The following is a 23940-nucleotide window of genomic DNA, read 5'->3' as shown; positions in this document are numbered from 1 at the left end:
CCCGCGCCATGACGCTGACGGCTACGATCCTCGGCTGCGGTTCTTCGGGTGGTGTGCCAAGGCCTGGCTCCGGTTGGGGTGCGTGCGACCCGAGCAATCCAAAGAATCGCCGGCGCCGCTGCTCGATTCTGCTGACGCGTTCGGGACCGGACGGCACGACCCGGGTTCTCGTCGATACTTCTCCAGACCTTCGTGAACAGCTCTTGTCCGCCGAGGTGGAGGCGCTCGACGGCGTGCTGATGACGCATGACCATGCCGACCATAGCCATGGCATCGACGATTTGCGCGCGCTTGTCCTGCATATGCGCCAGCGCATCCGCATCTATGCCGATACGACCACACAAGCCTCGCTGCGCACACGCTTCGGCTATCTCTTCGAGACGCCGGCGGGCAGTTACTACCCGCCGATCCTCGATCTCGACCAGATCACTGCCGGACGTAGCCAGACAATCGACGGCGCCGGCGGACTGATCGAAGCGCTGCCATTCCGGGTCGAGCACGGGCCGAATTACGAAGCGCTCGGCTTCCGTTTCGGCTCATTGGCCTATCTGCCTGATGTCAGCCTGATCCCGCCGGCAGCAATGGAAGCCATGGCCGGCCTCGATATCCTGATTCTCGACTGCCTGCGCGAGACGCCGCATCCCAGCCATTTCCATCTGGCTCAGTCGCTCGATGCCATCGCCGCGCTGAAGCCGCGACGCGCGGTCCTGACCAATCTCCATGTCGATCTGGATTATGCGAGCCTCGCCAGCCGCTTGGCGGACAATATCGCAGTGGCATTCGATGGAATGACGCTGACGATTGCCGAATAGGGCAATCATCCCGGCGCTCAAGCGATCCCAAATGGTGAGGTGCGTCCTCGGAATGGGCCGACACCGGGCTCTCCCGGCGGCGTGGTGGCCGCCGAGGATATGGCCGAGGCTTGCTGGGCATTTCTGGGGCAGCAATGCCACGCGATGGCCGGCCTCGGCACCGGGCGAAGCTGCACATCGGGCAAGATGAGGTCGGAGGCGCTCGGCTGCAGCGTCACATCGCAATTGTCCGGCGCAGCGTGGTAGCCCGAGGCGCCATCTTATCCTACACGGGTCTTTGCTCCGAATATGCGCGAACCGTCACGCTCATGGCACCCAAAGCCGGGCATTCCGCATGGAGGCGATCGCCCGGCTCGATAGGTCCAACTCCTTGGGGTGTCCCGGTATAAACGATGTCGCCGGGATAGAGCGTATAGAATGAGGATGCGAATTCGATGATGCGCGCGACATCGTAGATCATGTCGGCCGTCGAAGTGTGCTGCTTGATATCGCCATTCCGCCGCAAGGTCAGTTCAAGATCGTTCGGGCTGGGAATTTCGTCGGCCGTGGTCAGCCACGGGCCAAGAACAGAGTAGGAATCGATCGACTTCCTGAAGCTGCGGTCCTCCGTTCCGCGGACGGTGATATCCAGGCCGAGACAATATCCGGCAACATGGTCAAGAGCGTCCATGCGCGAAACACAGCTCGCCGTCTTGCCGATGATGGCGACGAGTTCGATTTCATGATCCGTGCGTCGATCAGGAAAACGAAGGGCGATCCCCTGCGAGGGGCCGACAAGAGAAGACGTTGCCTTCAGAAAGAGACCCGCCTTTCCGATCTCGGGAATATTATGGCCTGGCGAAATGTTGCTCGCCTGCATCTCCAGGATATGGGCCATGTAGTTGACCGGAGCCGCGACAATCTTGCCGGGAAACCTCACCGGAGACAGGAAATCGACCTTGTCCAGCGAAAAGGAACGAAAGCTCGTCAGGCTGTCCGGCAATGCTTTGCGAAGGTCTCGTATGCTCCATACGAAAGGATCACCCAAATCATCAGCGGCAATTCTGGATGACAAGCTCTCGGCCAGTTCGGTAACGTCGAAAACCCTGCCGTCCGATACCACGCCGACATTGTCGTCATTAAAGCGGCACAGCTTCATCATTCAACCCTTCTTCTTTGCGTGCCGCCGTATGCCGGGCCGAAATTGCCCAGGATGGTGCTCAGCGCATGCGATGGCGAACCGGATAAATGTAAGCATACCGATAATTGGTATACTGTCAATTGGCGCGCGACTTATGTGCGCCGCCCCCGCACGAGCGGCGCGCTCTCGCGTCGATCAGAGCGTCAAGCGGGCCCGGACGCGCCGCGCTTTCGAGAGGTTTTGCTCGGCTTGGCGACCTTCACGTCGATCGGCTTTTTAGGCCGCGAGATGTTCTTGCGTGCCGCGAAATCCTCGAGCAGCTCGTCATTGAGCGGCGCGCGGCTGAACGTGTTGTTGACCCGAACGATCTGGGTCAACATTTCCATAAAGCGGCGCTTATCCGGCGCGCTGAGAGGGGCGAGAATGCGCTCCTCGCAGCGATTGATCATGGGCTCGATCTGCCTGACGACCTCCTGGCCGCGCTTCGTGGCGTTCAGGAGCTGGCGCCGTCGATCCGTTTCGGAACGCTCTCGCGTGATGAGACCTTTTTCCTCGAGGCGGTCCAAGACCTTGACGATCGTCGTCTTGTCGAAGGCGATCATGCTGCTCAGACTGGCCTGATCGACGTTGGGGATCTCGTCGATCATATGCAGTGCTGCATATTGCACGGTTGTCAGACCGAGCTCGCTCGTCTCCTCAAGAAAGATCGCGACGGCAATCTGGTTCATGCGGCGGATCAGGTGGCCGGCTCGCGAGTAGAAAACTTCAAGCGTCATTTCGGAACGTGCCTGAACAAGCTTCGGACAATCTTTGCAGCGGAAGCCGCCTTCAAGGCGACCCAAGAATCGCGAATGTTATCGTTCAACGTCGCAGAGGACTAGGCTCAGGCAGGACTATGCTCGGGCCCGATATCGACCAATCGGCGCCGAGCCCGCTCCGGTCCGTCAAGCCATGCCGCCATCACACATCGAAAAAGACGGTTTCTGCTGCACCTTGCATGTGAACGTCCCATCGGTACTCGTCTGACGTCGTTGACGACAGGCGCGCGACCAGCGTGTGGCGCCGTTGTGGATCGACCAATCCCAGAACATGGTCCTGCTCGTTCGCGTCCTCGTCGCCGAAGTAGATGCGCGTCACGAGATGCGTGAGCTGCCCTCTCATGAACAGGGTCACGTTGATGTGCGGAGCTTGATGGCGACCGTCGGTACTTTCTGGGCGCCCGGGCTTGATCGTCTTGAAGCGGAAGGAGCCATCGTCACGCATGGGAATCCGGCCGAACCCGAAAAAGGACTGATCCGGCTCTTCGTTTCGTCGGTCTTCGGGATGATGGTAGCGTCCGGTCGCATCCGCCTGCCAGAGCTCCAGAACCGCATCGGGAATCGGTTGGCCGTCTCCGTCCAGTATCGTCCCGGTCACCGTGATGCTCTGCCCCTGCGCCGCCGCAAGGGTCAGGTCGGTCGTGTAAAGGGCTTCGAACCCGATGTGGAAGTACGGCCCAACGGTTTGGGATGCTGTCAGCGTCATGGTCACGAGCGGCTTCCTTCAGTGGTGCTCGGGGGTCGCGTCGCGCCCGCGCAGAACGATGTCGAAGCGGTAGCCCAGGGCCCAGTCGGGTTCGGTCACGTCGAGGTCAAATCGCGCGATCAGGCGGTCACGCGCCTTCTCGTCATGGATGCTGTTGTAGATCGGGTCATAGGCCATCAGCGGGTCACCGGGAAAATACATCTGCGTGACAATGCGGGTGAGAAAGCTCGGCCCGAAGACGGAGAAGTGCAGATGTTGGGGGCGCCAGGCATTGGCGTGGTTCTTCCAGGGATAGGAGCCCGGCTTGATCGTCACGAAGCGGTATTGCCCAGTTGCGTCGGTGACCGTGCGCCCGGCGCCGCTGAAATTCGGATCGAGCGGTGCGGCATGCTGGTCATTTTTGTGGAGATACCGGCCGGCGGCGTTGGCCTGCCACAATTCGACGAGCGTGTGAGGGACAGGGCGCCCATCCTCGTCGAGCACGCGGCCGGTCACGATGATCCGCTCTCCGAGAGGCTCGGCCGCATGCATGCGGGTCAGATCGTGGTCTTCGGCGCGAATGCGTCCATGACCGAAGACAGGGCCGGTGATCTCCGAAAGCTGGTGCGGGATCAGCACGAGAGGCTGCTTGGGGGCCCGCTTTATGGTGGATGTGTAGTCCGGGTAGAGGTGAGGCGGGTGAATTCCGGCCGATGGCCGGCGATAGCGGACGAGCGTGGTCATTGTGAGTGATCTCCGTCTTGGCGCCGTCAGGCTTCCTTGAATGCTTCTTCTCGTGTCCGGCGCAGGGCGGGGAGCACGACGGCGGCGAGCAACGCGGCCGAGACGATCAACAGACCGAGGCTGATAGGTTCGGTCGTGAACACGGTCGGGTCGCCGTGGGAAAGGATCATCGCCCGGCGCAGATTCTCTTCCATCATCGGCCCGAGGATGAACCCGAGCAGCATCGGCGCGGGCTCGCAGCCAACCTTGAAGAAGACGTATCCGAGCGTGGCGAAAATCGCGGCGAGTACGACCTCGAACGCGGAGTTGTTCACGGTATAGACGCCGATGACGCAGAAGAAGAGAATGCAGGGAAACAGGAAGCGATAGGGAACTGTCAGCAACCGGACCCAGATGCCGACGAGTGGCAGATTGATCACCACGAGCATCAGGTTTCCGACCCACATGCTGGCGATGACGCCCCAGAACAGGCTGGGCTGCTGGGTCATGACGCTCGGGCCCGGTGCCACGCCCTGGATCATCAGCGCGCCCAGCATCATCGCCATGACGGGGTTCGAAGGGATGCCGAGCGTCAGCATCGGGATGAACGAGGTCTGCGCACCGGCATTGTTGGCCGATTCAGGGCTCGCGACGCCCTCGATCGCGCCATGTCCAAAACGGGACGGATCCTTGGCGATCTTCTTTTCGATGGCGTAGGCCGCAAAGGAACTCAGCAAGGCGCCGCCACCAGGCAGAACGCCGAGGATCGCGCCAATGCCCGTGCCACGCAGGATGGGCATGATCGACGCGCGCATTTCATCGCGCGACGGCATCAGCGAGCCGATGACCCTGCTCGCGGACCGGTCGTGCCGATGCTCGAGATTGCTGATGATCTCGAACATGCCGAAAAGCCCCATCGCAATCGGCATGAAGCCGATGCCGTCGATCAATTCGGGAATGTCGAAGGTGTAACGAAGGTCGCCCGTATTGAGGTCGGTTCCGACAAGTCCCAGGAGCAGGCCGAGACAAGTCATGGCGAGGGCTTTCAGGAGCGAGCCCTGCGCGAGCACGACGGCTCCGACGAGACCCAGCACCATCAAGGAAAAGTACTCTGCCGGGCCGAACTGCAGCGCGACGCGGGTCAGAGGCGGGCTGGCCAGCGCTATGAGCAGCGTCGAGACGGTGCCGGCGAAGAAGGAGCCGATTGCGGCGACCGCAAGCGCAGCGCCAGCGCGACCGCGACGTGCCATGGCGTGCCCGTCTAGACAGGTGACGACCGAGGTGGATTCACCGGGCGTATTGATCAGAATCGCCGTGGTGGAACCGCCGTACTGAGCCCCGTAGTAGATCCCCGCCAGCATGATGAGCGCCGCCGTCGGAGTCAGATAGAACGTGATCGGCAGCAACATCGCCATCGTCGCCACGGGGCCGATGCCCGGCAGGACGCCGATGAGCGTTCCGATCAGAACGCCAACGAAGCAGAAGAGAAGATTCATGGGGGTGAAGGCGACGGAGAGGCCGAGGGCCAGGTTGTCGAAGATTTCCATGGGTTCTACCTCCAACCCGCAAGGATTTTGATCGGCAGCCCGAGAACAAAGACGAACAGAACCGAGGCTGCGATTGCGAGGCCGATGGAGAGGGCGGCCATCTCCCGGAACTTGAATTCGTGGCCGGCGAGGGCGCCGATCATGATCACGGCGATTGTGCCGATGGCCAGGCCGAGACGGTCGACCAGGGCCGCGAAGGCGAGGACACCCGCGACGATCAGGATCAAAGAGCGAATGTTGAAATGGGTAATCGGTTCGCCGCCGATCGCCACGCCGCGGATCGCGATGGTCGCCCCCAATCCGACGAGGAGCCAGCACAACAGCGTTGGCAAATATCCCGGCCCCATGCGCAGCGCGGAGCCGACCGGATAGTTGCTTCCAAGCCAGAGGCCGAGCCCCCCCAATGAGGCGAAGATGAGGCCGGCGAGGACTTCCTGATTCAGATGAAGCCGCATGCTCATGCTCCTTCCGCGATGGCTGCGAATTGTTGGGACCGCCGGTGATTGCGGACCTCGCCTTCGTCTGCGTTCCCCACGGTGGGTTCCGAAGGGGGCAGATCCGCAGGCGTCACCATGTGGACGATCTGATAGAAACCTGAGACGGGTGAACCGGCGGCGCCGCGCCGGATCACCTCGTCCGGCGAAAGCAATCTGGCGGTCGCGCTTTCCAGGTTCGCGGCGCTATAGCCTTCGACGACAAGGACCCAATCCGCGGTGTCGTCGGCGCGACCGCGCAGCGCCTGCTCATGCGTAGCTTGCGGCGCCCAAGCGGGCGCATGCTCGAGGAGATGCGCGCCGACGACGCCTGGTTGCGACATGAGCGACGGCAATGCGGTTTCGACGAGCCACCGGCGAAGTTCGCTTGAGCCCGCGCCATCGTCGCGCGGGGTCAGCCGAACGGCCTGAACATAGGCGCCGATTCCCGAGCCGTGGCTCGCGGTCACCTGGCTCGGGGTGCGGCTCAGGCGTTGGACCAACGCCATGATGGAACGAGTCCACACGGAGGGATTGTTCAGGCGGGCCAGATAGGCGGGTGAGGCGATTGTCGCGAGTTGGTCGACTTCGTAGAGAACGAAGTATCGCGGGGCGTCGCCACGCATCGAGACGCCCCGTCTGGCGCGCAGGAAGCCTGGAATACCAAGGCGTTCCGGGAAGTGTTCGTTCGAATGCCACTCGTCATGCGCAGCATGGTGTTCCGGCGCGATGTCGCACCACATGACGAGCGCACCCTTGCCCAGCAAAGGCATGACATGCTCCATCTCATCGAGCTGAGGTTTGGGAGAACGGCGCAGCAGGCTGCGCCGAGACGTTACTCGGCGCGCGCGCCAGAGGCCTTGACGACCTGGCCAAGACGCGTGGTTTCAGACGCCATGACGGCGGCAAACTCTTCGGGCGAGTTGCCGATGATGTTCACTCCGAATTCCGTCATGCGAGCGACGACATCGGGATGCTTCAGTGCTTTGATGAATTCGGCATTGAGCTTGTTGATCACCGGCGCGGGCGTATTCGCCGGCGCCGCGATGCCGAACCAGGCACTGAGCTCATAGCCAGGAAATCCCGCCTCGGCCATGGTCGGCACGTCCGGCAGCATCGCCGAGCGCTTGCTGTCGGTGACGGCCAGCCCCTTGAGATTGCCGTCGCGGACCAGCGGACCAGAGCCGGGAATACCGTCGAAGATGAGATCGAGCCGGCCGGCCAGCAGGTCGGGAAGGATCTGTGCCGTGCCCTTGTACGGCACATGGACGACATTGCTTCCCGTCCCGGACTTGAACATCTCTCCGAGCAAATGGCCGCCGCTGCCGATGCCTTGCGAAGCGAAGGAGAGGGGCTTCGCTTTGGACAACGCGACAAGATCAGCCGGTGTCTTGGCCGGGCTGTTTTTCGGCACAGCCAGCACATGCGACATGCTGAAGATTTCAGTGACCGGCGAGAAATCCTTCACCGGGTCGTAAGAGAGCTTGGCATAGAGGGATTGGTTGATGGCGTGGCTGCCGATATTTGCCAAGAACAGAGTATAGCCATCCGGCTTGGCCTGCTTGACCACCATCGCGCCGACCTGACCGCCGCCGCCCGGCCGGTTGTCGATCACCACCGGCTGGCCAATGCTGTCGGATACTTTGGCCGCGACAAGCCGCGTTGCTTGGTCAGCGACGCCTCCCGGAGGAAACGGCACGACGATCGTGATCGGCTTTGACGGGAAATCCTGTGCCGCTGCGGAGGCGATGCCTGCGGCGAGCACAAGGGTGGTAAGGAGCGCTAGTCCCCGATGCTTTGACATGATGTGGTTTCTCTCCCAACTGGAATAAGTCCGCCTTTTTTTTCGATCCGATGCCGGCGGGGCCTTCGAATCCTTTGCGCCACATTCAGTGGATCGCCCCGAGATGAACTGAGGTGTCGTGCTTCCTGATTGCCTTTCGCGATGATTTCACGCGGATTTGCGGGGCGACTGCAGGTCTTCCGCGGAGAAGCCCGCCAATTTGCGATAGCGATCCTGCCAGGCCACGAGTTCTGTCTGCGATATGACGTCGTTGATGTGGTCGAAGCGCTTTCCGCCTGTCCGTTCCTCGACGACACGGAGGATGGCGTCCGGCGCCTGGCTGCGATTGGCGATGACGACGTCGCCGGTGGCCTTCAGGCGCTTCGACTCGTACTCCTTGAGGGCGGCGAGCGGATCGTCCCCGCCGGACAGGAGAACGGCGATCGTGTTGGCGTCGATGATCGCCTGGGCAGCGCCATTGGAGCCGCGTGGCATCATGGGGTGAGCGGCATCGCCGAGAAGGGTAATGCGCCCGGCAGTCCAGAACCGCAGAGGATCCTGATCCACCATCGGATATTCCAGGATCACGTCGGCGGCACGGAGCATCGCGGGAATATCCAGCCAATCGAACCGCGCATGTTCGAAATGGCCTATGAATTCCTCGACGCTGCTCTCCCGGTTCCAGTCGCGCGTCTGCTCATTCGGGCGTGACAGTTCGATCACCCAATTGATGAGCTGCCTGCCTTCGCCGTCGATGTTGTTGCGAATGGGATAGGTAATGAGCTTGCCCGTCTCATAGGTCCCCATATAGACCATGCTGGCGCCGCTCAGGAACGGCTTCCACCGGGTTGCGCCGCGGTACTGCGTGGTTCCCTGATAACGCGGCTTCGCCTCTTCCGGGTGGAATTGCCTGCGCGCAACGGAGTGAACGCCGTCGCAGGCAATGGCGATGCTGGCCCGCACCGTCTTCATGATGGCCCCCGCGGCATCTCCGAAATGCACGATGGCCTCGTCACCATCCTGATCCACCGCGACACAACGGTGGCCGAAGACGATCGCATCGTGACCGAGACGGTCCAGGACCGCCTCTACGAGGACCGTATGAAGATCCGCACGATGGATGGAAACCTGCGGCCATTCGTAGCCCGCGAATTTGCCGCGAGGTTCAGAGTAAACATGTTGACCGCGGCTGGTGTAAAAGCAGTATTCCTGCGTCGGAATCCCTTTTTCGACGAGGCGCTCGACGATCCCGAGCTCACCCAGCTCCCGGATGGCATGCGGGAGCAAATTCAACCCTACGCCCAAGGGCTTGAACTCAGGTGCGCCCTCATAGAGCCGACACCTGATCCCCACCCTGTGCAGCGCCAAGGCGAGCGTCAACCCACCAATGCCCGCTCCAATGATCAGGACGTCCAGATCCTGTTTTTGAGCCATTCTTCCCCCCGTTTCAGGTCGACAGCAGCCAGTGATGACCAGCGCTCACCGACGCGTTTCTTCTCGCAGGTGGCCAATACGGTCGGTCAGCGCGCGATCCGTCATCAGGAAGAGTGTCGCGGGGCCGGAGGTGGCGTTGTGCTCGATCCACTGCCAGCGCGGCAGCGTGAAGACGTCATGCTGTTTCCACTCGAAGCGGGTATCGCCGATCTGGCTGACGCCCTCGCCCTCGATGACGACGACCATGGCCGTCGCGGTCGTGCGCATCGGCACCGTCGCACTACCCGGCGTCAGGCCGAGGGCGAAGCAATCGAGGGTCGGCATGATCGGACCGCCATCGACCGGGTTGATATAACGCAAGCGACGTGACCCGTCCGCCGCGGGCGGCATTGCCTTCAGGGCTCCCGACACACGGCTCCACGAGTAACGGTAGAGTGGCGAGTAGGGGACGGTGACGTCGCCCTCGGGCAGCACGCCGCCTTCGCACAGACTTGCATCGTCCATCTGTGCAAGGCCGCGATCGGGGATCGGGCCAGGCCCCACCTCGAAGAAGACGGTGCCGAGCTGGCGCGCGAGCGGGTAGTCGAGTCCATCGAACCAGACGGCCCGGGTCTTTCCCGAGTGATGGTGCTCGTGCCAGCTCCAGGCAGGCGTGAGAATGAGGTCGCCCGGCTCCATCGGGCAGGGCTTGCCGTCCACGACCGTGACCGCGCCGTCTCCCATCATGGCAAGCCGCAGCGCGGCGAGGGTATGGCGGTGAGCGTGCGCCGATTCTCCCGGCTCGAGAATCTGAAGGCCGCCCGATAGCGTCGGCGTCGAGAATACGGTTCCCGGGAAGGCGGGGTGGGTGAGGAGCAGCACCCGGCGTTCAGCCTCCTGCATGCTGATCTCGCGGGCCGACCTCTCGATCAGCTCCGACATCGATGCCCACGGCCAGATGATGGGTTCGTAGTACTGCGGCTCCCGCGTGTTGAGACGCATGTAGCGGTCCCAAAGCGGTTGAACGTTCACAGCCTCCATCGCCTCCAGGAGACCGGACTTGCTGTCCGCGCTATCGGGCCGCTCGGCCAAACCACGTCGCTCGCTCATCGCTCTTCCTCCGATCCGGCTTTTTGTGTCGCCGGGCTTGCCTCAGTATGGACTATCACCAATAATTGGCGTACCAACTAATTTGTCAAGCGGTTCTTCGAGCCGAAAGAAAAGCTGGGGGTCACGCCAATGTCACAGAGTCGCGATCGGTGCCCGACCGCGAAGCGAATGGAGGCCGACCGTTCGCGGGCGCAGGCCGAATCCCAGGAGCGATGTCGGATCATCGGCCTGCGAGGGGCCGGCACACATCAGGGCATCCTTGTCATGCGCGGGAAGGCCGACAGCTTGCGCGCTACAATCAATCTCGCCCGGAAGCACTGAGGGGGCAAAGCAATGACAATCCGTGTCGCCGCCATTGAAGTCAGTCATTGGCATGCGCTTTATGATGCCGCCTATCTGCGGCAGATTCATCAGATGCCGGACGTCCAACTCGTCGGCTTGCAGGATCCCGACCCGAACGTCGCCGCATGGACAGCGGCGCAACTGGGCGGCGGAGTGCTGGTTTTCACCGACTATCGCGAGATGCTGCGCGCGGTGAAGCCTGATTTCGTGATCGCGCTCGGGCGCCACAGCGCGATGGCGGAGGTCGGGCATCACCTTCTCGACGAGGGGCTTCCTTTCCTCATGGAAAAGCCGATGGGTTTCGATGCCCGGGAGGTGCTTGCGCTGGCGGAGAAGACACGAGCGAAGGGCGGCTTTGCCGCCGTGCCGATGCCGCAGCGCAATTCCGCATTCGTGCGCAAGGCAAGGGGGATGATCGACGAGGGCAGGTTCGGCCCGCTGTCGCATATCTACATGCGTATGAACCGCTTCTCATCGGCTCGCTATGTCGCGTGGAATTCGGCCTGGATGCTCGACCCGTCCCAGTCGAACGGCGGCGCGCTGCGCAATCTGGGCGCCCATGGCTTCGATGCCTTCTTGCATCTGACCGGGGAGGACGCCGAGATCACCGGTGCCCAGATCAGCCGGCGTGCCTTGGGAACCTCGGTCGACGATTACGCGTCTGTGCTGATTCGCTCGAAAAGCGGTGTGCTCGGGACATTGGAGGTCGGCAACGCCTATCCGCGTCGCACCGCGGAAGGCGGCCCGTACAACGGGCCGAGCCGCGACAAGTTTCTGGACGGTGCGGATGGCGAGTGGAAGGTTTCGGGCCGGGATGCGCTGCTCATGTCGAAAGACGGAGCGCTGCGCCTCGTCACGTCGGACGATGAAGAGACCGCCCCGAGTACTCCGACGACAAATCCGAGCTACGAGGTCATTGCCGAAGCACTCCGCCGTTGGAAATCCGGCGATCGTCCCTCGGTGGATGTCTACGACTGCTATCGGGCCGTAAAGCTCATCGACGAAGCTTACCGTGTCGCCGAGCTGCATGGATAACGCGCCGTTGGCGCGACCCTGCCAAACGACATAAAGACGTTCCCGGGAGACATGTCTTGAGTAAACTACGATTGTCCGTCGCGATCGGAGGTTATGATCGCAACCGCCCCCTGATCGATGGCGAGGTCAAGATTGACGGGGTGGACCCGGTCTTCATGACGCTCGATCCGGAGGAGATCTTCTTCCGCGCTTTCCGTCATACGGAGTTCGACATCTGCGAGCTGTCCTTCAGCAGCCACGTGGTCAAGCTGGCTCAGGGAACCAGCCGGTATGTGGGGGTGCCCGCCTTCGTGTCGCGTGCCTTTCGCCACACGTCGATTTACGTCCGGTCCGACCGAGGCATCCGGGAACCGCGCGACCTGATCGGCCGCCGCATCGGCATCCCCGAGTATCAGCTCACTGCCTGCGTCTGGGCCCGCGCGTTCCTCGAGGACGATTTCGGCGTGAAACCGTCCGATGTCGTCTGGGTGCGAGGAGGCATCGAAGAGCCGGGGCGGCCGGAGAAGATCAGACTCGATCTCCCCTCGCAGATCCGTATCGAGAACGCTCCCGAAGGACGATCGCTCAACAGTCTCCTCCTCAGCGGCGAGATCGACGCCTTCATCGGCCCTCGCGCTCCGTCGTCATATGACCAGGGGAACCCCTTGGTCACGCGGCTGTTCGCCGATCCGACGGCCGCGGCGATCAGCTATTTCAGGCACACGCGCATCTTCCCGATCATGCACGTCATCGGCGTCCGTCGCGAGCTGGTCGAGGCCCAGCCCTGGTTGCCGGCGGCCTGCCTCAAGGCCTTCGAGAGCTCCAAGAATGCCGCGATCCTGAAGTTGACGGACACGTCGGCGACGAAAGTCACCCTGCCATTCGTCGAGGAACAGCTCAAGGCTGCGCGGGATCTGATGGGGCCGGATTTCTGGCCTTATGGCGTCGCGTCGAACCGCCCTACCATCGAGGCGTTCCTCGACCATCACCACAGGCAGGGGCTCTCGTCGCGACGGGTAGCGCTGGAGGAGGTGTTCCATCCCTCGACCCTGGACGCCCATAAGATCTAGCCCGAACCGGCAATTACCCGGCGGTCGGCCGCGGCATCGGCTCCTGCGCCGGTCCCGGCCAGGGCAGCACACCGTTCCGCGCGCATGAGGCTCCCATCAAGCGCGCGGAACTGCGGCACGTCGGGGGTAAGAAAGCTGGACGATGTCAAACAACGATACAGGGCCGGGGCACTCAGTTCATCGTCGCCGGCTTTATTTCAAATGAGCTTGAGAGCGCCCTTGTAGAGAGCGTCTACCGCGTGTAATTTTGATATAATTCCTTGCCGAACGCAGTATTCCATCATTTTCTCGATGGATGAGCGCATCGCTTCCGCGCCATTGATGTTTGGCGTATTCGGGTCGGCCGGCGCAGCATCCGCGCTCTGATTCAGGAGGCGCACGATCTCCTGGACCGCACCCGGCTCATCCGCGACGAGCCGGTCGGATACGACGGCGACATGGTTGATCTGGTAGTGGCCGAAGCACTGGTGCCAGGCCGCGGGATCGCGAGGCAGGCCATTGTCGATGACGGCCGAGAGACCGGCGCGCTCGGAGGGCACGAGGAGCGCCGCATCGAGCTCTCCGGCGAGCAGCATGTCCCGCAGCCCGGATGTGGCGGGAGCGCGCCGTACCGTCGCCGGAGGATTGGCCGAGGGCAGGTGGGGCTCCTCGACCGTGACCCATTCGACGGCGTCGGCCGGAAGATCCCAGAGTTCGTCAAGCAGGCCGCGGACCCAGGCCGGGCTCGTCTGCGCATAGGCTCTGACGCCGATGCGTTTGCCGGCGAGTTGCCCGGGCGACAGCTGGGCTCGGCGCGGATCATGGACCAGGGCAGGGTGCTGAACGCGGTGGTTGAGCGTGATCGGCAGGAGGCTGAGAGGCAGGCCGGCCTCATGCGCCTGCAGGAAGGTCACCAGCGCAAGTTCGCCGAAGGCGAAGCCCGGATCGTTCAGGAATTGCTTGAAGCCATCCTGGATCGGTTGGGCCTGGACATAGGAGATGTCGAACAGGTCGGAGCGGAGCGCGCCGCTCTTGAGGGCCTTTGTGCGCGGCGTGTCATCCAACAGCGCCTGCAGGACGGGCCGCCACCGTGGCGGTTGTGAGATCATGATCGTTTGGACTCCTGTCTGAACGCTGGCCTGCCAGCGCGAATTGCGCGCATGCACGAGGCAGGTGTCGCGCTCGATCCTAGGCCGCGAACAACACGGCTCCTTCCGAGGGGACCCAGAGATAGACCTGCGAGGACGCGACGTCGGCCTGCGATTCCACCTTCGCGATCGATCCAGCGACGTCGAGTTCATATTGGAAACGAGCGCCCAGATAGCTGCATGACAGCACGCGGGCCGACAGGACGGCGCCATCTTCTCCCGGACGCTGTTCCTTCGACTGCAGCAACCGCATCCTGTCCGGGCGAACCGAAATGCGAACCGAACTTTCCAGCGGCAGGGTCCGGTGGCTTTTCAGGCGCAGGAACTGGTCTTCGCCGATGCTGACGACGTTGCCGTCGGCGGTGTCGTTTCCGACGACCCGGCCCGGGAAGAAGCTGCTGGTGCCGATGAAGTCGGCCACGAAGGGGTCGGCGGGGCTGGCGTAGATCTCATGCGGGGTGCCGATCTGGACGATGCGGCCCTTGTTCATGACCACGATGCGGTCGCTGAGCGCGAGCGCCTCGCTCTGGTCATGGGTGACATAGATCGTGGTCAGCCGAACCTGATCCTTGAGCTGGCCGAGCCAGACGCGAGCGCGCTCGCGCAGCTTGGCGTCGAGATTGGAGAGCGGCTCGTCGAGGAGCAGGACGTCCGGCTTGTAGACCAGCGTGCGGGCGAGCGCGACGCGCTGCTGCTGTCCGCCGGAAAGCTCATGCGGATAGCGATCGGCATAGCTTTCCATTTCCACGAGTCCGAGCGCCTCGGTCACCCGCCGGTCCTTCTCGGCGCCCTTGACCTTCCTGAGCTTGAGCGGAAAGGCGACGTTGTCGCGCACGCTCATATGGGGCCACAACGCATAGGACTGGAAGACGAGCCCGAAATTGCGCTGTTCCGCCGGCAGAGAAAAGCCGTTTTGTCCATCGAACAGCACGGTCTCGCCGGTGCGGATCGAACCATCCGTCGGCTGGTCGAGCCCCGCAACCGCCGCAAGGGTCGTCGACTTGCCGCAGCCCGACGGGCCGAGAAGGGTCACGAATTCGCCATCGGCAATGTGAAGGTCGAAGTCGCTGAGGGCCGTCACGGCGCCGAAGCGCTTGGTCAGTCCCTGGATGATGAGCTCAGTCATAAAGCTTGACCTTGAAGAGCGTCCGCGCAGCGAAGATGAACAGCACCGTCAGCAGGATCTGGACCGTTGCCAGAGCCGACAATGTGCCCATCTCGCCGAGGACCCAGTATTGGAGGAGCGTCGTTCCGATGACCTCGCTGCCGGGCGCGATCAGGAAGATGGCGATGGAGTATTCCTTGAGGAAGTGGATGAAGAGGATCGCGAAGCCCGAGAACATCGCTGGCTTGATGAGGCGCAGGACGATGGCGCGGACCGTCGTCAGCCAGTCCGCGCCGACGACGCGGGCGGCCCGATCGAGATCCGGGCCGATCTGAAGGAGGGCAGGCGAGAGGCTCGCGAAGGCCGTAGGAATATAGCGCATCGTGTAGGCCACCATCAGGACGACGATGCTGTTGCGCAGCCAGCCGAGCGGCGGAATGAAGACCATCGCATAGAAGAAGCCGATGCCGGCGATCAGGCCGGGGATCGCGCGCGGGAATAGCGCGACATATTCAAGCGCGCGCCGGAAGCGGAAGTCGGAGCGGTGAACGACAAGGGTCAATGCAGCGATGAAGGCAATCGCCACGGCGCTGCCGACGATCGCGATGACGAGGGTGTTGCCGATCGCGCGGAGATTGGCTTCCGACGAGAAGACAGCGGCGAAATTGTCGAGCGTCAGGACGTCCGCCATCGGCACGAGCGGGCTGAGGAAGCGCGTAAACGCACGCAGCACCAGCACGCCGAGCGGAAGCACGATGAACAGCGTCGTATAGGTGAAGAGGAAGCCGAAGGCGATCCAGCGCACCGCGCCGAGATCGAAGAGCCGCTTGCGCGAGGCCTTGCCGCCGACGGTGACGTATCGCCGCGCATTGCGCAGCATCCGTCCTTGAAGGAAGACCAGGATGGACACGATGACCAGCAGAAGCGTCGCCGCCGTCGCGACCAGGCCGTAGTTCGGGCGGGGCGCCGCGACGCCCTGGGAATAGAGATAGGTCGTCAGAAGCGTGATGCCGCCCGGCTCGCCGAAGATCAGGGGTATCGACAGCATTTCCAGCGAGCTGGTGAAGTTGAGCACGCTGCCGTAGAGGATCGCCGGCGTGAGCAGCGGCAATGTGATCGAGAAAAGGGTGCGTGCCGCACCCGCGCCGCAACTGCGTGCCGCGTCTTCCAGCGCGGGATCGGCGAGCTTGGTCGAGCCCAGGCAATAGAGCGCCGCCAGGGGGGATTGCGAGATGCCGGCGACGAGCGCCATGCCGCCTAGCGAATACAGATTCCAAGGCTGCTCGCCGACGATCCCCTGCACCCACAAGGTGATGTACCCGGCCGGCCCGTACATCAGGAACCAGCCGAACGACAGGATCAGATGGGAGATGAACAGGGGCCAAAGCAGCATGCTCCCGAAAAGGCGGCGCCCGGGCACATTCGTGCGGCCGATCAGGACGGCGCTGACCACGCCCAGGACCTGTGACACGATCGTCGAGATGAAGGCGAAGACCAGCGTGTTGTAGATGATCGTGCCGAAGCCTTCCGAGCCGAACAGATCGGAGTAGTTCCTGATGCTGAGCTGCGCCTGCTCGTCATAGAGCGGCCGGTCCAGCACGGATTGGTACAACAGCGGCAGGATCGGCCCTGCGACCAGGACCAGCGCCATGACGGCGATGACGTATTGCAGGATGACGCTGCGCGCGGGGTGGTTCGCCAGCCCCGAGGCGAGCCCGGTCCGGCGCTGCATCGCGCGCGCGTCGAATGCGGGGATGTCCAGCTGGCTCATGACGGTTCCATTCGTTTCGTACCGTCGGTCAGGCGCGGTTGGCTTCGCGCCATTTCCGCACGAAGGCTTCGTGGTCGTTCACCAGGCCGCGGTCGTAATTGACCAGGATCGCATTTTCCGTGCCGATTTCCCGTTCGATCTGCGAGAAAGTCTCGGCGCCGCCGACGCTCTCGGACGTGACGGATGGCCTGACCGGCGTGCGCGAGCCTGCCGCCAGCGCCTTTTGCCCGGTCTCCGACAGCATGAAGTCGAGAAGCAGCTTCGCCGAATTCGGGCGCGCCGACTTGATCGGAATGCCGAGGCCCCGGAAGACCATCGGCGTGCCGTCGCTGATATAACTCATGCCGACGATGCGCGCGCGCGCGGGATCGCGGACTGCCATGCGGGCGGCCGAAGATCCGCAGAAATAAGCCAGAACGTATTCGCCGGTGGTCACCTTCTCGACCATCGGACCGGCCGAGCGCTCGAACCGCGTCTCCGGCCCGAGAGTGCGGTACCAGTCCCAGACCTTGTCGCCATGGTGCCTGGCGAAAAAGTAGTGGGCGTTGTAGCCGTAGGATGTCAGGTTGGCGCTGTAGCTCGTGAGCTTGCGGCGAAATATGCCAGGATTGGCTTTCACCTTCTCGACGAGATCGGCGAAACTGGTCGGCCAGAGCTTCTCCGGCAGAAGCGCCTTGTTCCAGAGGAAGACGAGCGGATCGAGAGCGGCTGTGTAGAGTCCGGGGCTCGGACGACTCCAGACCGGATAGGCACCGGCTTCCGGCGAGGCGTAAGCCAGGATCTGGTTGCGATCGATCATGTCGATCCAGGCGTCGGGCGCCACGGTGACGATGAGATCCGCCGTGCGGCTGCCGGTCGCGGATTCCGCGAAGTAGCGCTCCATGGCTTCGTTGGCGTTGATGTCCAATGTCTGGACGGAGATCCAGGGATACGCCGCCTTGAAGGCCTCAAGCGTCGGGCGCCATTGGCCCGGCGACATGTTCGAGTACGCGATGAGATCCGGTTCGGCACGCGAGGCCTCGATGAGCCTCGCGTAATCGGGCGGATAGTTCGCAGGTATGTTCTGCGCCGAAGCCCTTGTCGCGGATATGGCCAGTCCGGCCGCACCCATCCGCAAGAAACCACGCCTGTCCATCATTGGTCACCCTCCCATTTTTTTATCGTTGGAGACGTTTAGTAGGATCGGGAGCTCATCGCTCCTTCGCGGAAACGTATTTCAAACCCGCCCGCGCCAGCGCCGGCCTCATCTCGTAGATGTCGAGACCCAGTTCGCCGGCCGCGAGGCGCGCGCGGCGCTGGCTTTCGCCGGCGATCCGTTTGCGCGCCGCCGCCAGCACCGCTTCGGCACGCTGAAGCGGCAGCACCAGAACCCCGTCGTCATCCGCCACGACGTCGTCTCCGGGCTGCACATGAGCTCCGGCGCAGACCACCGGCACATTCACCGAACCCAGCGTCGCCTTGACCGTGCCGCGGGCCGAGATGACGCGGGACCACACCGGGAAACCCATCTCCGTCAGCGAGCTGACGTCCCGGACGCCGCCGTCGATGACGAGCCCTCTCACGCCCCGCGCCTGAAGCGAGGTCGCAAGCAGATCGCCGAACATGCCATCGCTATTCGCGGCGGTGCAGGCGACCACGAGGATGTCCCCGGGCTGGCATTGCTCGACGGCGACATGCAGCATCCAGTTGTCGCCGGGCTGGGCCAGAACCGTCACGGCCGAGCCGGCAATCGCGACTCCCGGAAAGATCGGCCCCAGATAGGGGTCCATCAAGCCCGGCGCGCGGCCGGCTGCCTCATGCGACGTCGCGACGCCGCATTTGCCGAGCTCGTCGATGATCGCTCCGGCGGCGCGCTCGATATCCGTGACGACGATCCCGAGCTCGCTCATGCGAAGGCCTCCACGGCCTCTGGATAGGCGGAGCTGTAGGCCTCGCCATAGGTCATCGGCCGCCCGGAATTGCGCCCGCCCTGCATACCGCGGTTGAGGGCCACGCGCTCATAATAGTCCCAGAGATGCCGCTGAGCCGGCAGGGCCTCGAAAGCCCTGCGCTTCACCTCCCAGACCTCGGTGATGTTGAGAATCCGGTCGGGCCGGAAGCCGCATTGCTCGGGCTGATGCGGTTCGAAGGCGTAGAGCTGGGGCGCATTGTAGCTGACTGACGGACCGGGCTTGTGACCGGCCGCCTGCGCCACGATGCGTGCCTCGCGGGCAAAGCGGGCGGCCTCCGGATGGTCGACATTGTAGGGGTCGGCATCGGCATGCGTGAGCACGAAGGAGGGCATGAGTTCGCGATAGATGTCGATCATCCGGTCGAGCATCGCGGAGGTCAGATGCAGCGGGTAATCGCCGGCGTCGAAGAACTCGATCTCGGCGCCGAGCACGGCCGCGGCAGCCTCGGCTTCCGCCTGCCGCGCGTGCTTGCAGGCTTCGAGCGTCATGCCGGGCTGCTTCCATGCGCCCTGGCTCTCGCCCCGCTCGCCGAAGGAGAGGCAGACGATCTTCATTCGCACGCCGCGGCGGGCGTGCAGGGCGATTGCGCCACCGGCGCGCCAGACGAAATCGCCGGGGTGGGCGCTGACCACCAATCCGCTTGCAGGTGCCGTCACGTCTTGCTCTCCAAAACTGCGCCGATGAGATCGGCCGAAGACAAAAGCCGGTTGAGGTCAGGGCCCGCGATCACGCCTGCCTTGTCCATGAGGGCGATTTCCTGGGCCGTGTGCCCGATCTCCGTCAGGATCTCGACGGTGTGCTCGCCGAGCGTCGGCGGTTGGCGCTCGATGCCGGGGCGTGCGCCATCGAAGCCGACCGGCAGGGCAGGGAGGCCGAAGGTCCTGGCATCCCCGCTGAGTGTGGTGACGGCCACGTCGAGCAAGCCTCCGCTTGCGAGCAGATGCGCGTCATCGAAGAGATCGGTGGGCTTGCCGACCGGGGCGAAGGGAATCGAGGCGGCCACGCAGCGCTCCTGCACGGTGTCGCGCGCAAGCGGCAGCAGCGCTTCCTGGATGCGCGGCAGCAACCAGCTCCGTTCGGCGTTGCGCAACGCGTTGCTCGCCAGCCGCGGATCGCCCGCGAGTTCCTGCAGGCCGAACATCTCGATGAAGCGGCTCCATTGCATGTTGCTGGTCACGCCGATGAAGACCTGCTCGCCGCGGGCGACGTCGAACACGTTGTAGATGGCCCACGCCCCGTGCCTGATCGGCATCGGGCGAGGGTCGTTGCCCGTCGCGGCGAAACCCGCCATATGCGTCAGCATCAGGAAGGCGCCGGTTTCGAACAGGGCGCTGCCGACCTTCTGGCCCTTGCCGGTGCGATTGCGCTCCGAGAGCGCGGCGAGGACGGCGGTGACCCCGAAGATCCCTCCAAGAATGTCGGTGATCGACGATCCCGCCCGAAGCGGCCTTCCGGGCGGCCCGGTCATATAGGCGAGGCCGGTCTGGAACTGGATGACCTCGTCGAGTGCCGGCCGCCTCTCGTAGGGGCCGCCGAGAAAGCCCTTCAAGGCGAGATAAAGCAGGCGCGGATTGACCGCGCTCAGCTCTTCATAGCCGCAGCCCAGCCGCTCCATCGTTCCGGGACCGTAGTTTTCGATGACGATATCGGCACCGGCGACGAGACGGTGGACGGCCCGGCGTCCCTCCGGCTTCTTCAGGTCGATCGCGAGACTGCGCTTGTTGCGGTTGAAGCCCGGAAAGAACCCCGCGCCAAATCCCGGCAGGCTGCGGGTGTGGTCGCCTTCCGGCGCGGGCTCGATCTTGACGACGTCCGCTCCGAGGTCGGCAAACAGGAGACCTGCCGTCGGCCCCATGATCATATGGCTGAATTCGAGGACCTTGAGCCCTCGCAACGGCTTGGCGGACATCAGGCGGAACCTCGCAGGGCGTCGAGCGAACCGGCATGGATCAGTTCGCTGGGGAGGGTGTGGCCGACGATGGCTTCGGCCATCCGCCCCACCTCGATCAGGGCATCCAGGTCGACGCCCGTTTCGACGCCGATTTCGTGACAGAGAAGGACGAGTTCCTCGGTGCTGATGTTGCCGGCCGCGCCCTTCTGGCCGGCGAAGGGGCAGCCACCGAGCCCGCCGACCGTGGAGTCGAAAAAGTCGACGCCCATTTTCAGGCCTGCATAGGCGTTCGCGACCGCGAGACCCCGGGTGTCGTGGAGATGCAGCGTGATGCGCTTGTCGGGCCATTTCGCGCGGACCTCGCCGACAAGCGCCTCGACGCGCGGCGGCGTCGCCCAGCCCATCGTATCCGACAGCGAGATCCGCTCGATCTCGACACCGGCCTCGGCGGCGACGCCGAAGCCGTCCTGCAACGTCGCGATCACCTGCTCGCGCGGCACGTCTCCCTGATAGTTGCAGCCGAAGGCGGCCATCACGCCGACCCGCTTGAGCGGTACGCCACGCGCGATGTGGAGAGCCGTCTGCCGGCGGCTCGCCTCGACCTGCTCGGCATGGCTGCGATTGAGATTTCTGCGCGTGAACGCTTCCGAAGCCGTCAGCGAGATCGAACCGTAGAGCGTGAGCTTGTCGGCAGCGGCGAGGGCGCGGTCGAGGCCCTTCTCGTTGAACCACAGCGCCGTATAGCTGACGCCGTCTTTGGGCTTCATCCGTGCGACGACGTCGTCGGCATCGGCCCAGCCCGGAACGACCCGTGGATTGACGAAGGAGCAGACCTGAATGCGCTTGAGGCCGGTTTCGGCCAGCGCCTCGATCAGCCGCACCTTATCGGCTGTTGCGATCGGCCCCGGCTCGATCTGGAAGCCCTCGCGCGGGCCTTCCTCGTGAATCTCGATGGAGGCTGGAAGATCAGCCATGCGCCCGGAAACCTCCCGTAAGACTCGGCGGTCAGTGGTGCCGCGAGTTCGTTGGCGCCAAGTTGCGTGCCGGGAGCGATATCGTCCAATATATTTTAAGGGGCCCCGTGAAATCCTGAACGTATCACTGGGCCGACATCATCGAGGCAGATTCCCATGGAAATCCGGCATGTGCGCTATTTTCTGGCGGTGGCGGAGGAAGCAAGTTTTCGCCGTGCAGCGGAGCGGCTGAACATCAGTCAGCCCCCGCTGAGCAGCCAGATCCGCGACCTTGAGAAGGAGTTCGGGACGACGCTGTTTCACCGCACCACGCATGGTGTGGAATTGACGACCTCCGGGAAGTTTCTGCTCGAGCCGTTCCGGGACCTTCTCGATCGCTTCAACGACACGCTCGCCTTGGCGAAATCCGCGGGCCGCGGAGAAGCCGGCCGGCTTCGCATCGGCTTTCTGGCGTCGGTTCCGATGCATGAGATGTTCCCGCGCATTCTGAGAGCGTTCCGCCAGCGCTATCCCAATGTTGCGCTCGACATGTCTCACCTGCCGACCGGGACCCAGCTGCAGATGCTGGCGAATGATCAGCTCGATCTCGGCTTTCTGCGCCCGCTCGTGCCAAGCTCGCCGCTCCGGAGCATCCAGATGATCGAGTTATGGCGCGACCGGCTCGAGGTCTTCTTCTCGGCAGATCATCCTCTTTCCCGCCGCGACGGCCCGGTCGAGCTCGACGCCCTCGCGGATGAGGACTTCGTCGCGTTCAAGCGGCAGGTCGGCAGCGGCCTGTTCGAGCACACGCTGGCACTCTGCAGACGTGCGGGTTTCGTGCCCCGGGTGGTGCAGCAGAGCAGCGATGGCGGCGCGTTGCTCGGCTTCGTCGGCGCGGGCCTGGGCATCGCGATCCTGCCGCGGGTTTACGCTTCCAAAGGGTTGCCGGGGATCGACCATCGCGAGTTGCGCGCGCGCGATGCGAATACCGGAATAGCCCTGGCGAAGACCTTGAACAAGACGGCGCCTCTCGCGGAGCGTTTCCTTCGTCTCGTGGAAGAGGTTCGTGATGCGGGCTCGGATGATCGGGTGAAGCCACCCTCTGACTGAGCTACGATCCGGGTCGATAACCCTTGCTTTGAAACGGATGATCCGCACGACGTTCCACGCTATCTGCTCAGGGAGCTCTTCTGCCGATTTGGCCCTGAGGAAGGGGACCGCGAAGACGTTTCTGACGCTGCGCGCGTTCTCTGCCGACGCGCTGTCTTCCGGCTTTGGGCCGAGGCGGACAGAATGCGCTTGAGCCCCGCTAAAAATGCGGCGCCTGAGAGTGCAGACCAACGCCCCCGGCCGATCGGAGCACCGAGCGATCGAAAAAAACGCCGGAGACTGGATAGGTGCCGGCTCCCGATGCGCCTCGTGTCCCACATAGCTGACGTAGTGGAAGCATCGTCTTGCTGATTTAACCGTATGTTAATTCGCTTGTTTACTGAGTCTCTAAACTGGCAGAGTATTGGGGCATGCAGGATAAGTCCCGTCCCCGGATATCGATAGCGATCGTCGACGACCATCCGCTGCTGGCGGAAGGGATCGCGACCGTTCTGTCGCGCCGCGACGATTTTGTCGTGGCAGAGATCGGCGCGAGCGCGGCCGACATTATTGATATCGTCGACCGGCGGATCTGCGACGTGCTGATCGTCGATCTCAACATGCCCGGCGACGTCTTCGGTGCGTTGGCCGCGCTGCGTGACATCGCGCCTGCTTGTCGCGTCGTCGTCTTTACAGCCTCGACCGACACCGATCATGCAGTCAGGGCTCTTGGTGCCGGAGCCGCCGGATATGTGCTGAAGGGCAGCAGCGCGAGCGAGTTGCTCGACGCGGTGGAGGCTGCACTGCGCGGCGAAGTCTACATTACTCCCGCCTTCGCGGCGAAGGTGATCAGCGCCCTGAACAGCAAGGCCGCCGAGAAGCAAGCGGTGATCAGCACGAAACTGAGCGTGCGCGAGGAGCAGATCGTTCGCCTGCTGCTATGCGGCAAGCAGAACCGCGAGATCGCCCGGAGCCTCGCGCTGAGCGAGAAGACGGTCAAAAGCTACATGACCAATCTGATGACCAAACTCAGGGCACGCAACCGGCTCGAGGTCGTCATCGCCGCCCAGAAGATGAAGCCGGGCGATTTCTCCTCGGCGGGGCGCTGAGGCGGCTTCGACCGAGCTTGCTTGGACCCAGCT

Annotated in this window: 23 protein-coding genes; 5 read left to right on the top strand and 18 right to left on the bottom strand. The window is 63.4% G+C overall.

The features are described from left to right. Window positions 1-8: 8 nt before the first annotated feature. Complete coding sequence (locus AC1DDA_RS08350; protein ID WP_476795412.1) at window positions 9-812, top strand: MBL fold metallo-hydrolase; 804 nt, start codon at window positions 9-11, stop codon at window positions 810-812. Window positions 813-1077: 265 nt separating this feature from the next. Here AC1DDA_RS08350 and AC1DDA_RS08345 read toward each other — a convergent pair whose 3' ends face one another. The 10 genes from AC1DDA_RS08345 to AC1DDA_RS08300 form a co-directional block, all read right to left on the bottom strand. Next, window positions 1078-1953: a fumarylacetoacetate hydrolase family protein gene (locus AC1DDA_RS08345; RefSeq protein ID WP_476795411.1), complete on the bottom strand. Its 876-nt coding sequence runs from the start codon at window positions 1951-1953 to the stop codon at window positions 1078-1080. 182 nt (window positions 1954-2135) lie between these two features. After that, a complete protein-coding gene (locus AC1DDA_RS08340; RefSeq protein WP_476795410.1) occupies window positions 2136-2774 on the bottom strand; it encodes a MarR family winged helix-turn-helix transcriptional regulator in 639 nt (212 codons plus the stop codon). A gap of 118 nt (window positions 2775-2892) precedes the next feature. Continuing rightward, entirely contained in the window at window positions 2893-3456 is a 564-nt protein-coding gene (gene pcaG, locus AC1DDA_RS08335; protein ID WP_476795657.1) for a protocatechuate 3,4-dioxygenase subunit alpha, read from the bottom strand. Between the two features lie 18 nt (window positions 3457-3474). After that, window positions 3475-4179, bottom strand: coding sequence for a protocatechuate 3,4-dioxygenase subunit beta (gene pcaH, locus AC1DDA_RS08330; protein WP_476795409.1), 705 nt, complete (start codon window positions 4177-4179; stop codon window positions 3475-3477). A 26-nt stretch (window positions 4180-4205) separates the two neighbouring features. Further along, window positions 4206-5705, bottom strand: a complete 1500-nt coding sequence (locus tag AC1DDA_RS08325) for a tripartite tricarboxylate transporter permease (protein WP_441513121.1) — start codon at window positions 5703-5705, stop codon at window positions 4206-4208. A 5-nt stretch (window positions 5706-5710) separates the two neighbouring features. Continuing rightward, window positions 5711-6160, bottom strand: a complete 450-nt coding sequence (locus tag AC1DDA_RS08320; RefSeq protein ID WP_476778488.1) for a tripartite tricarboxylate transporter TctB family protein — start codon at window positions 6158-6160, stop codon at window positions 5711-5713. Between the two features lie 2 nt (window positions 6161-6162). After that, window positions 6163-6951 (bottom strand): hypothetical protein, encoded by a 789-nt coding sequence (locus tag AC1DDA_RS08315; RefSeq protein WP_476795408.1) that lies wholly within the window; start codon window positions 6949-6951, stop codon window positions 6163-6165. A 62-nt stretch (window positions 6952-7013) separates the two neighbouring features. Beyond that, window positions 7014-7982 carry a Bug family tripartite tricarboxylate transporter substrate binding protein gene (locus AC1DDA_RS08310; RefSeq protein ID WP_476795407.1) on the bottom strand — a complete coding sequence of 323 codons (969 nt, stop codon included), beginning with the start codon at window positions 7980-7982 and terminating at the stop codon, window positions 7014-7016. A gap of 147 nt (window positions 7983-8129) precedes the next feature. Next, window positions 8130-9395 carry a flavin-dependent oxidoreductase gene (locus tag AC1DDA_RS08305; RefSeq protein WP_476795406.1) on the bottom strand — a complete coding sequence of 422 codons (1266 nt, stop codon included), beginning with the start codon at window positions 9393-9395 and terminating at the stop codon, window positions 8130-8132. A gap of 45 nt (window positions 9396-9440) precedes the next feature. Then, window positions 9441-10484, bottom strand: coding sequence for a cupin domain-containing protein (locus AC1DDA_RS08300; RefSeq protein ID WP_441513126.1), 1044 nt, complete (start codon window positions 10482-10484; stop codon window positions 9441-9443). Window positions 10485-10817: 333 nt separating this feature from the next. On the opposite strand from AC1DDA_RS08300, the gene AC1DDA_RS08295 reads away from it, so the two are divergent. Together AC1DDA_RS08295 and AC1DDA_RS08290 are read left to right on the top strand one after the other, a co-directional pair. Next, a complete protein-coding gene (locus AC1DDA_RS08295) occupies window positions 10818-11861 on the top strand; it encodes a Gfo/Idh/MocA family protein (protein ID WP_476795405.1) in 1044 nt (347 codons plus the stop codon). A 56-nt stretch (window positions 11862-11917) separates the two neighbouring features. Continuing rightward, a complete protein-coding gene (locus tag AC1DDA_RS08290; RefSeq protein WP_441513128.1) occupies window positions 11918-12910 on the top strand; it encodes a substrate-binding domain-containing protein in 993 nt (330 codons plus the stop codon). A 197-nt stretch (window positions 12911-13107) separates the two neighbouring features. Here the strand turns inward: AC1DDA_RS08290 and AC1DDA_RS08285 are convergent, their stop codons facing one another. From AC1DDA_RS08285 to AC1DDA_RS08250, 8 genes are all read right to left on the bottom strand, one after another. After that, window positions 13108-13998, bottom strand: coding sequence for a type 2 periplasmic-binding domain-containing protein (locus AC1DDA_RS08285; RefSeq protein ID WP_476795404.1), 891 nt, complete (start codon window positions 13996-13998; stop codon window positions 13108-13110). 79 nt (window positions 13999-14077) lie between these two features. Next, window positions 14078-15163: an ABC transporter ATP-binding protein gene (locus tag AC1DDA_RS08280; protein WP_441513130.1), complete on the bottom strand. Its 1086-nt coding sequence runs from the start codon at window positions 15161-15163 to the stop codon at window positions 14078-14080. Beyond that, window positions 15156-16913, bottom strand: coding sequence for an ABC transporter permease (locus AC1DDA_RS08275; protein WP_476795403.1), 1758 nt, complete (start codon window positions 16911-16913; stop codon window positions 15156-15158). The genes AC1DDA_RS08280 and AC1DDA_RS08275 overlap by 8 nt, the downstream gene beginning before the upstream one ends. A 28-nt stretch (window positions 16914-16941) precedes the next feature. Further along, a complete protein-coding gene (locus AC1DDA_RS08270; RefSeq protein ID WP_476795402.1) occupies window positions 16942-18051 on the bottom strand; it encodes an ABC transporter substrate-binding protein in 1110 nt (369 codons plus the stop codon). A 52-nt stretch (window positions 18052-18103) separates the two neighbouring features. Then, window positions 18104-18802, bottom strand: coding sequence for a 4-carboxy-4-hydroxy-2-oxoadipate aldolase/oxaloacetate decarboxylase (locus tag AC1DDA_RS08265; protein ID WP_476795401.1), 699 nt, complete (start codon window positions 18800-18802; stop codon window positions 18104-18106). Then, window positions 18799-19521, bottom strand: coding sequence for a PIG-L deacetylase family protein (locus AC1DDA_RS08260; protein WP_476795400.1), 723 nt, complete (start codon window positions 19519-19521; stop codon window positions 18799-18801). The genes AC1DDA_RS08265 and AC1DDA_RS08260 overlap by 4 nt, the downstream gene beginning before the upstream one ends. Continuing rightward, a complete protein-coding gene (locus AC1DDA_RS08255; RefSeq protein WP_476795399.1) occupies window positions 19518-20774 on the bottom strand; it encodes a CaiB/BaiF CoA transferase family protein in 1257 nt (418 codons plus the stop codon). The genes AC1DDA_RS08260 and AC1DDA_RS08255 overlap by 4 nt, the downstream gene beginning before the upstream one ends. Beyond that, a complete protein-coding gene (locus AC1DDA_RS08250) occupies window positions 20774-21730 on the bottom strand; it encodes a hydroxymethylglutaryl-CoA lyase (protein WP_476795398.1) in 957 nt (318 codons plus the stop codon). The genes AC1DDA_RS08255 and AC1DDA_RS08250 overlap by 1 nt, the downstream gene beginning before the upstream one ends. A 156-nt stretch (window positions 21731-21886) precedes the next feature. Between AC1DDA_RS08250 and AC1DDA_RS08245 the strand changes: the two genes are divergently transcribed. Further along, window positions 21887-22819 carry a LysR substrate-binding domain-containing protein gene (locus tag AC1DDA_RS08245; RefSeq protein WP_476795397.1) on the top strand — a complete coding sequence of 311 codons (933 nt, stop codon included), beginning with the start codon at window positions 21887-21889 and terminating at the stop codon, window positions 22817-22819. 410 nt (window positions 22820-23229) lie between these two features. After that, window positions 23230-23907, top strand: a complete 678-nt coding sequence (locus AC1DDA_RS08240) for a response regulator (protein WP_476795396.1) — start codon at window positions 23230-23232, stop codon at window positions 23905-23907. The last annotated feature ends 33 nt before the right edge of the window (window positions 23908-23940 follow it).

Source organism: Allobosea sp. 10N428 (assembly GCF_056394545.1).
This window is presented reverse-complemented; position numbering and strand designations above follow the sequence as displayed.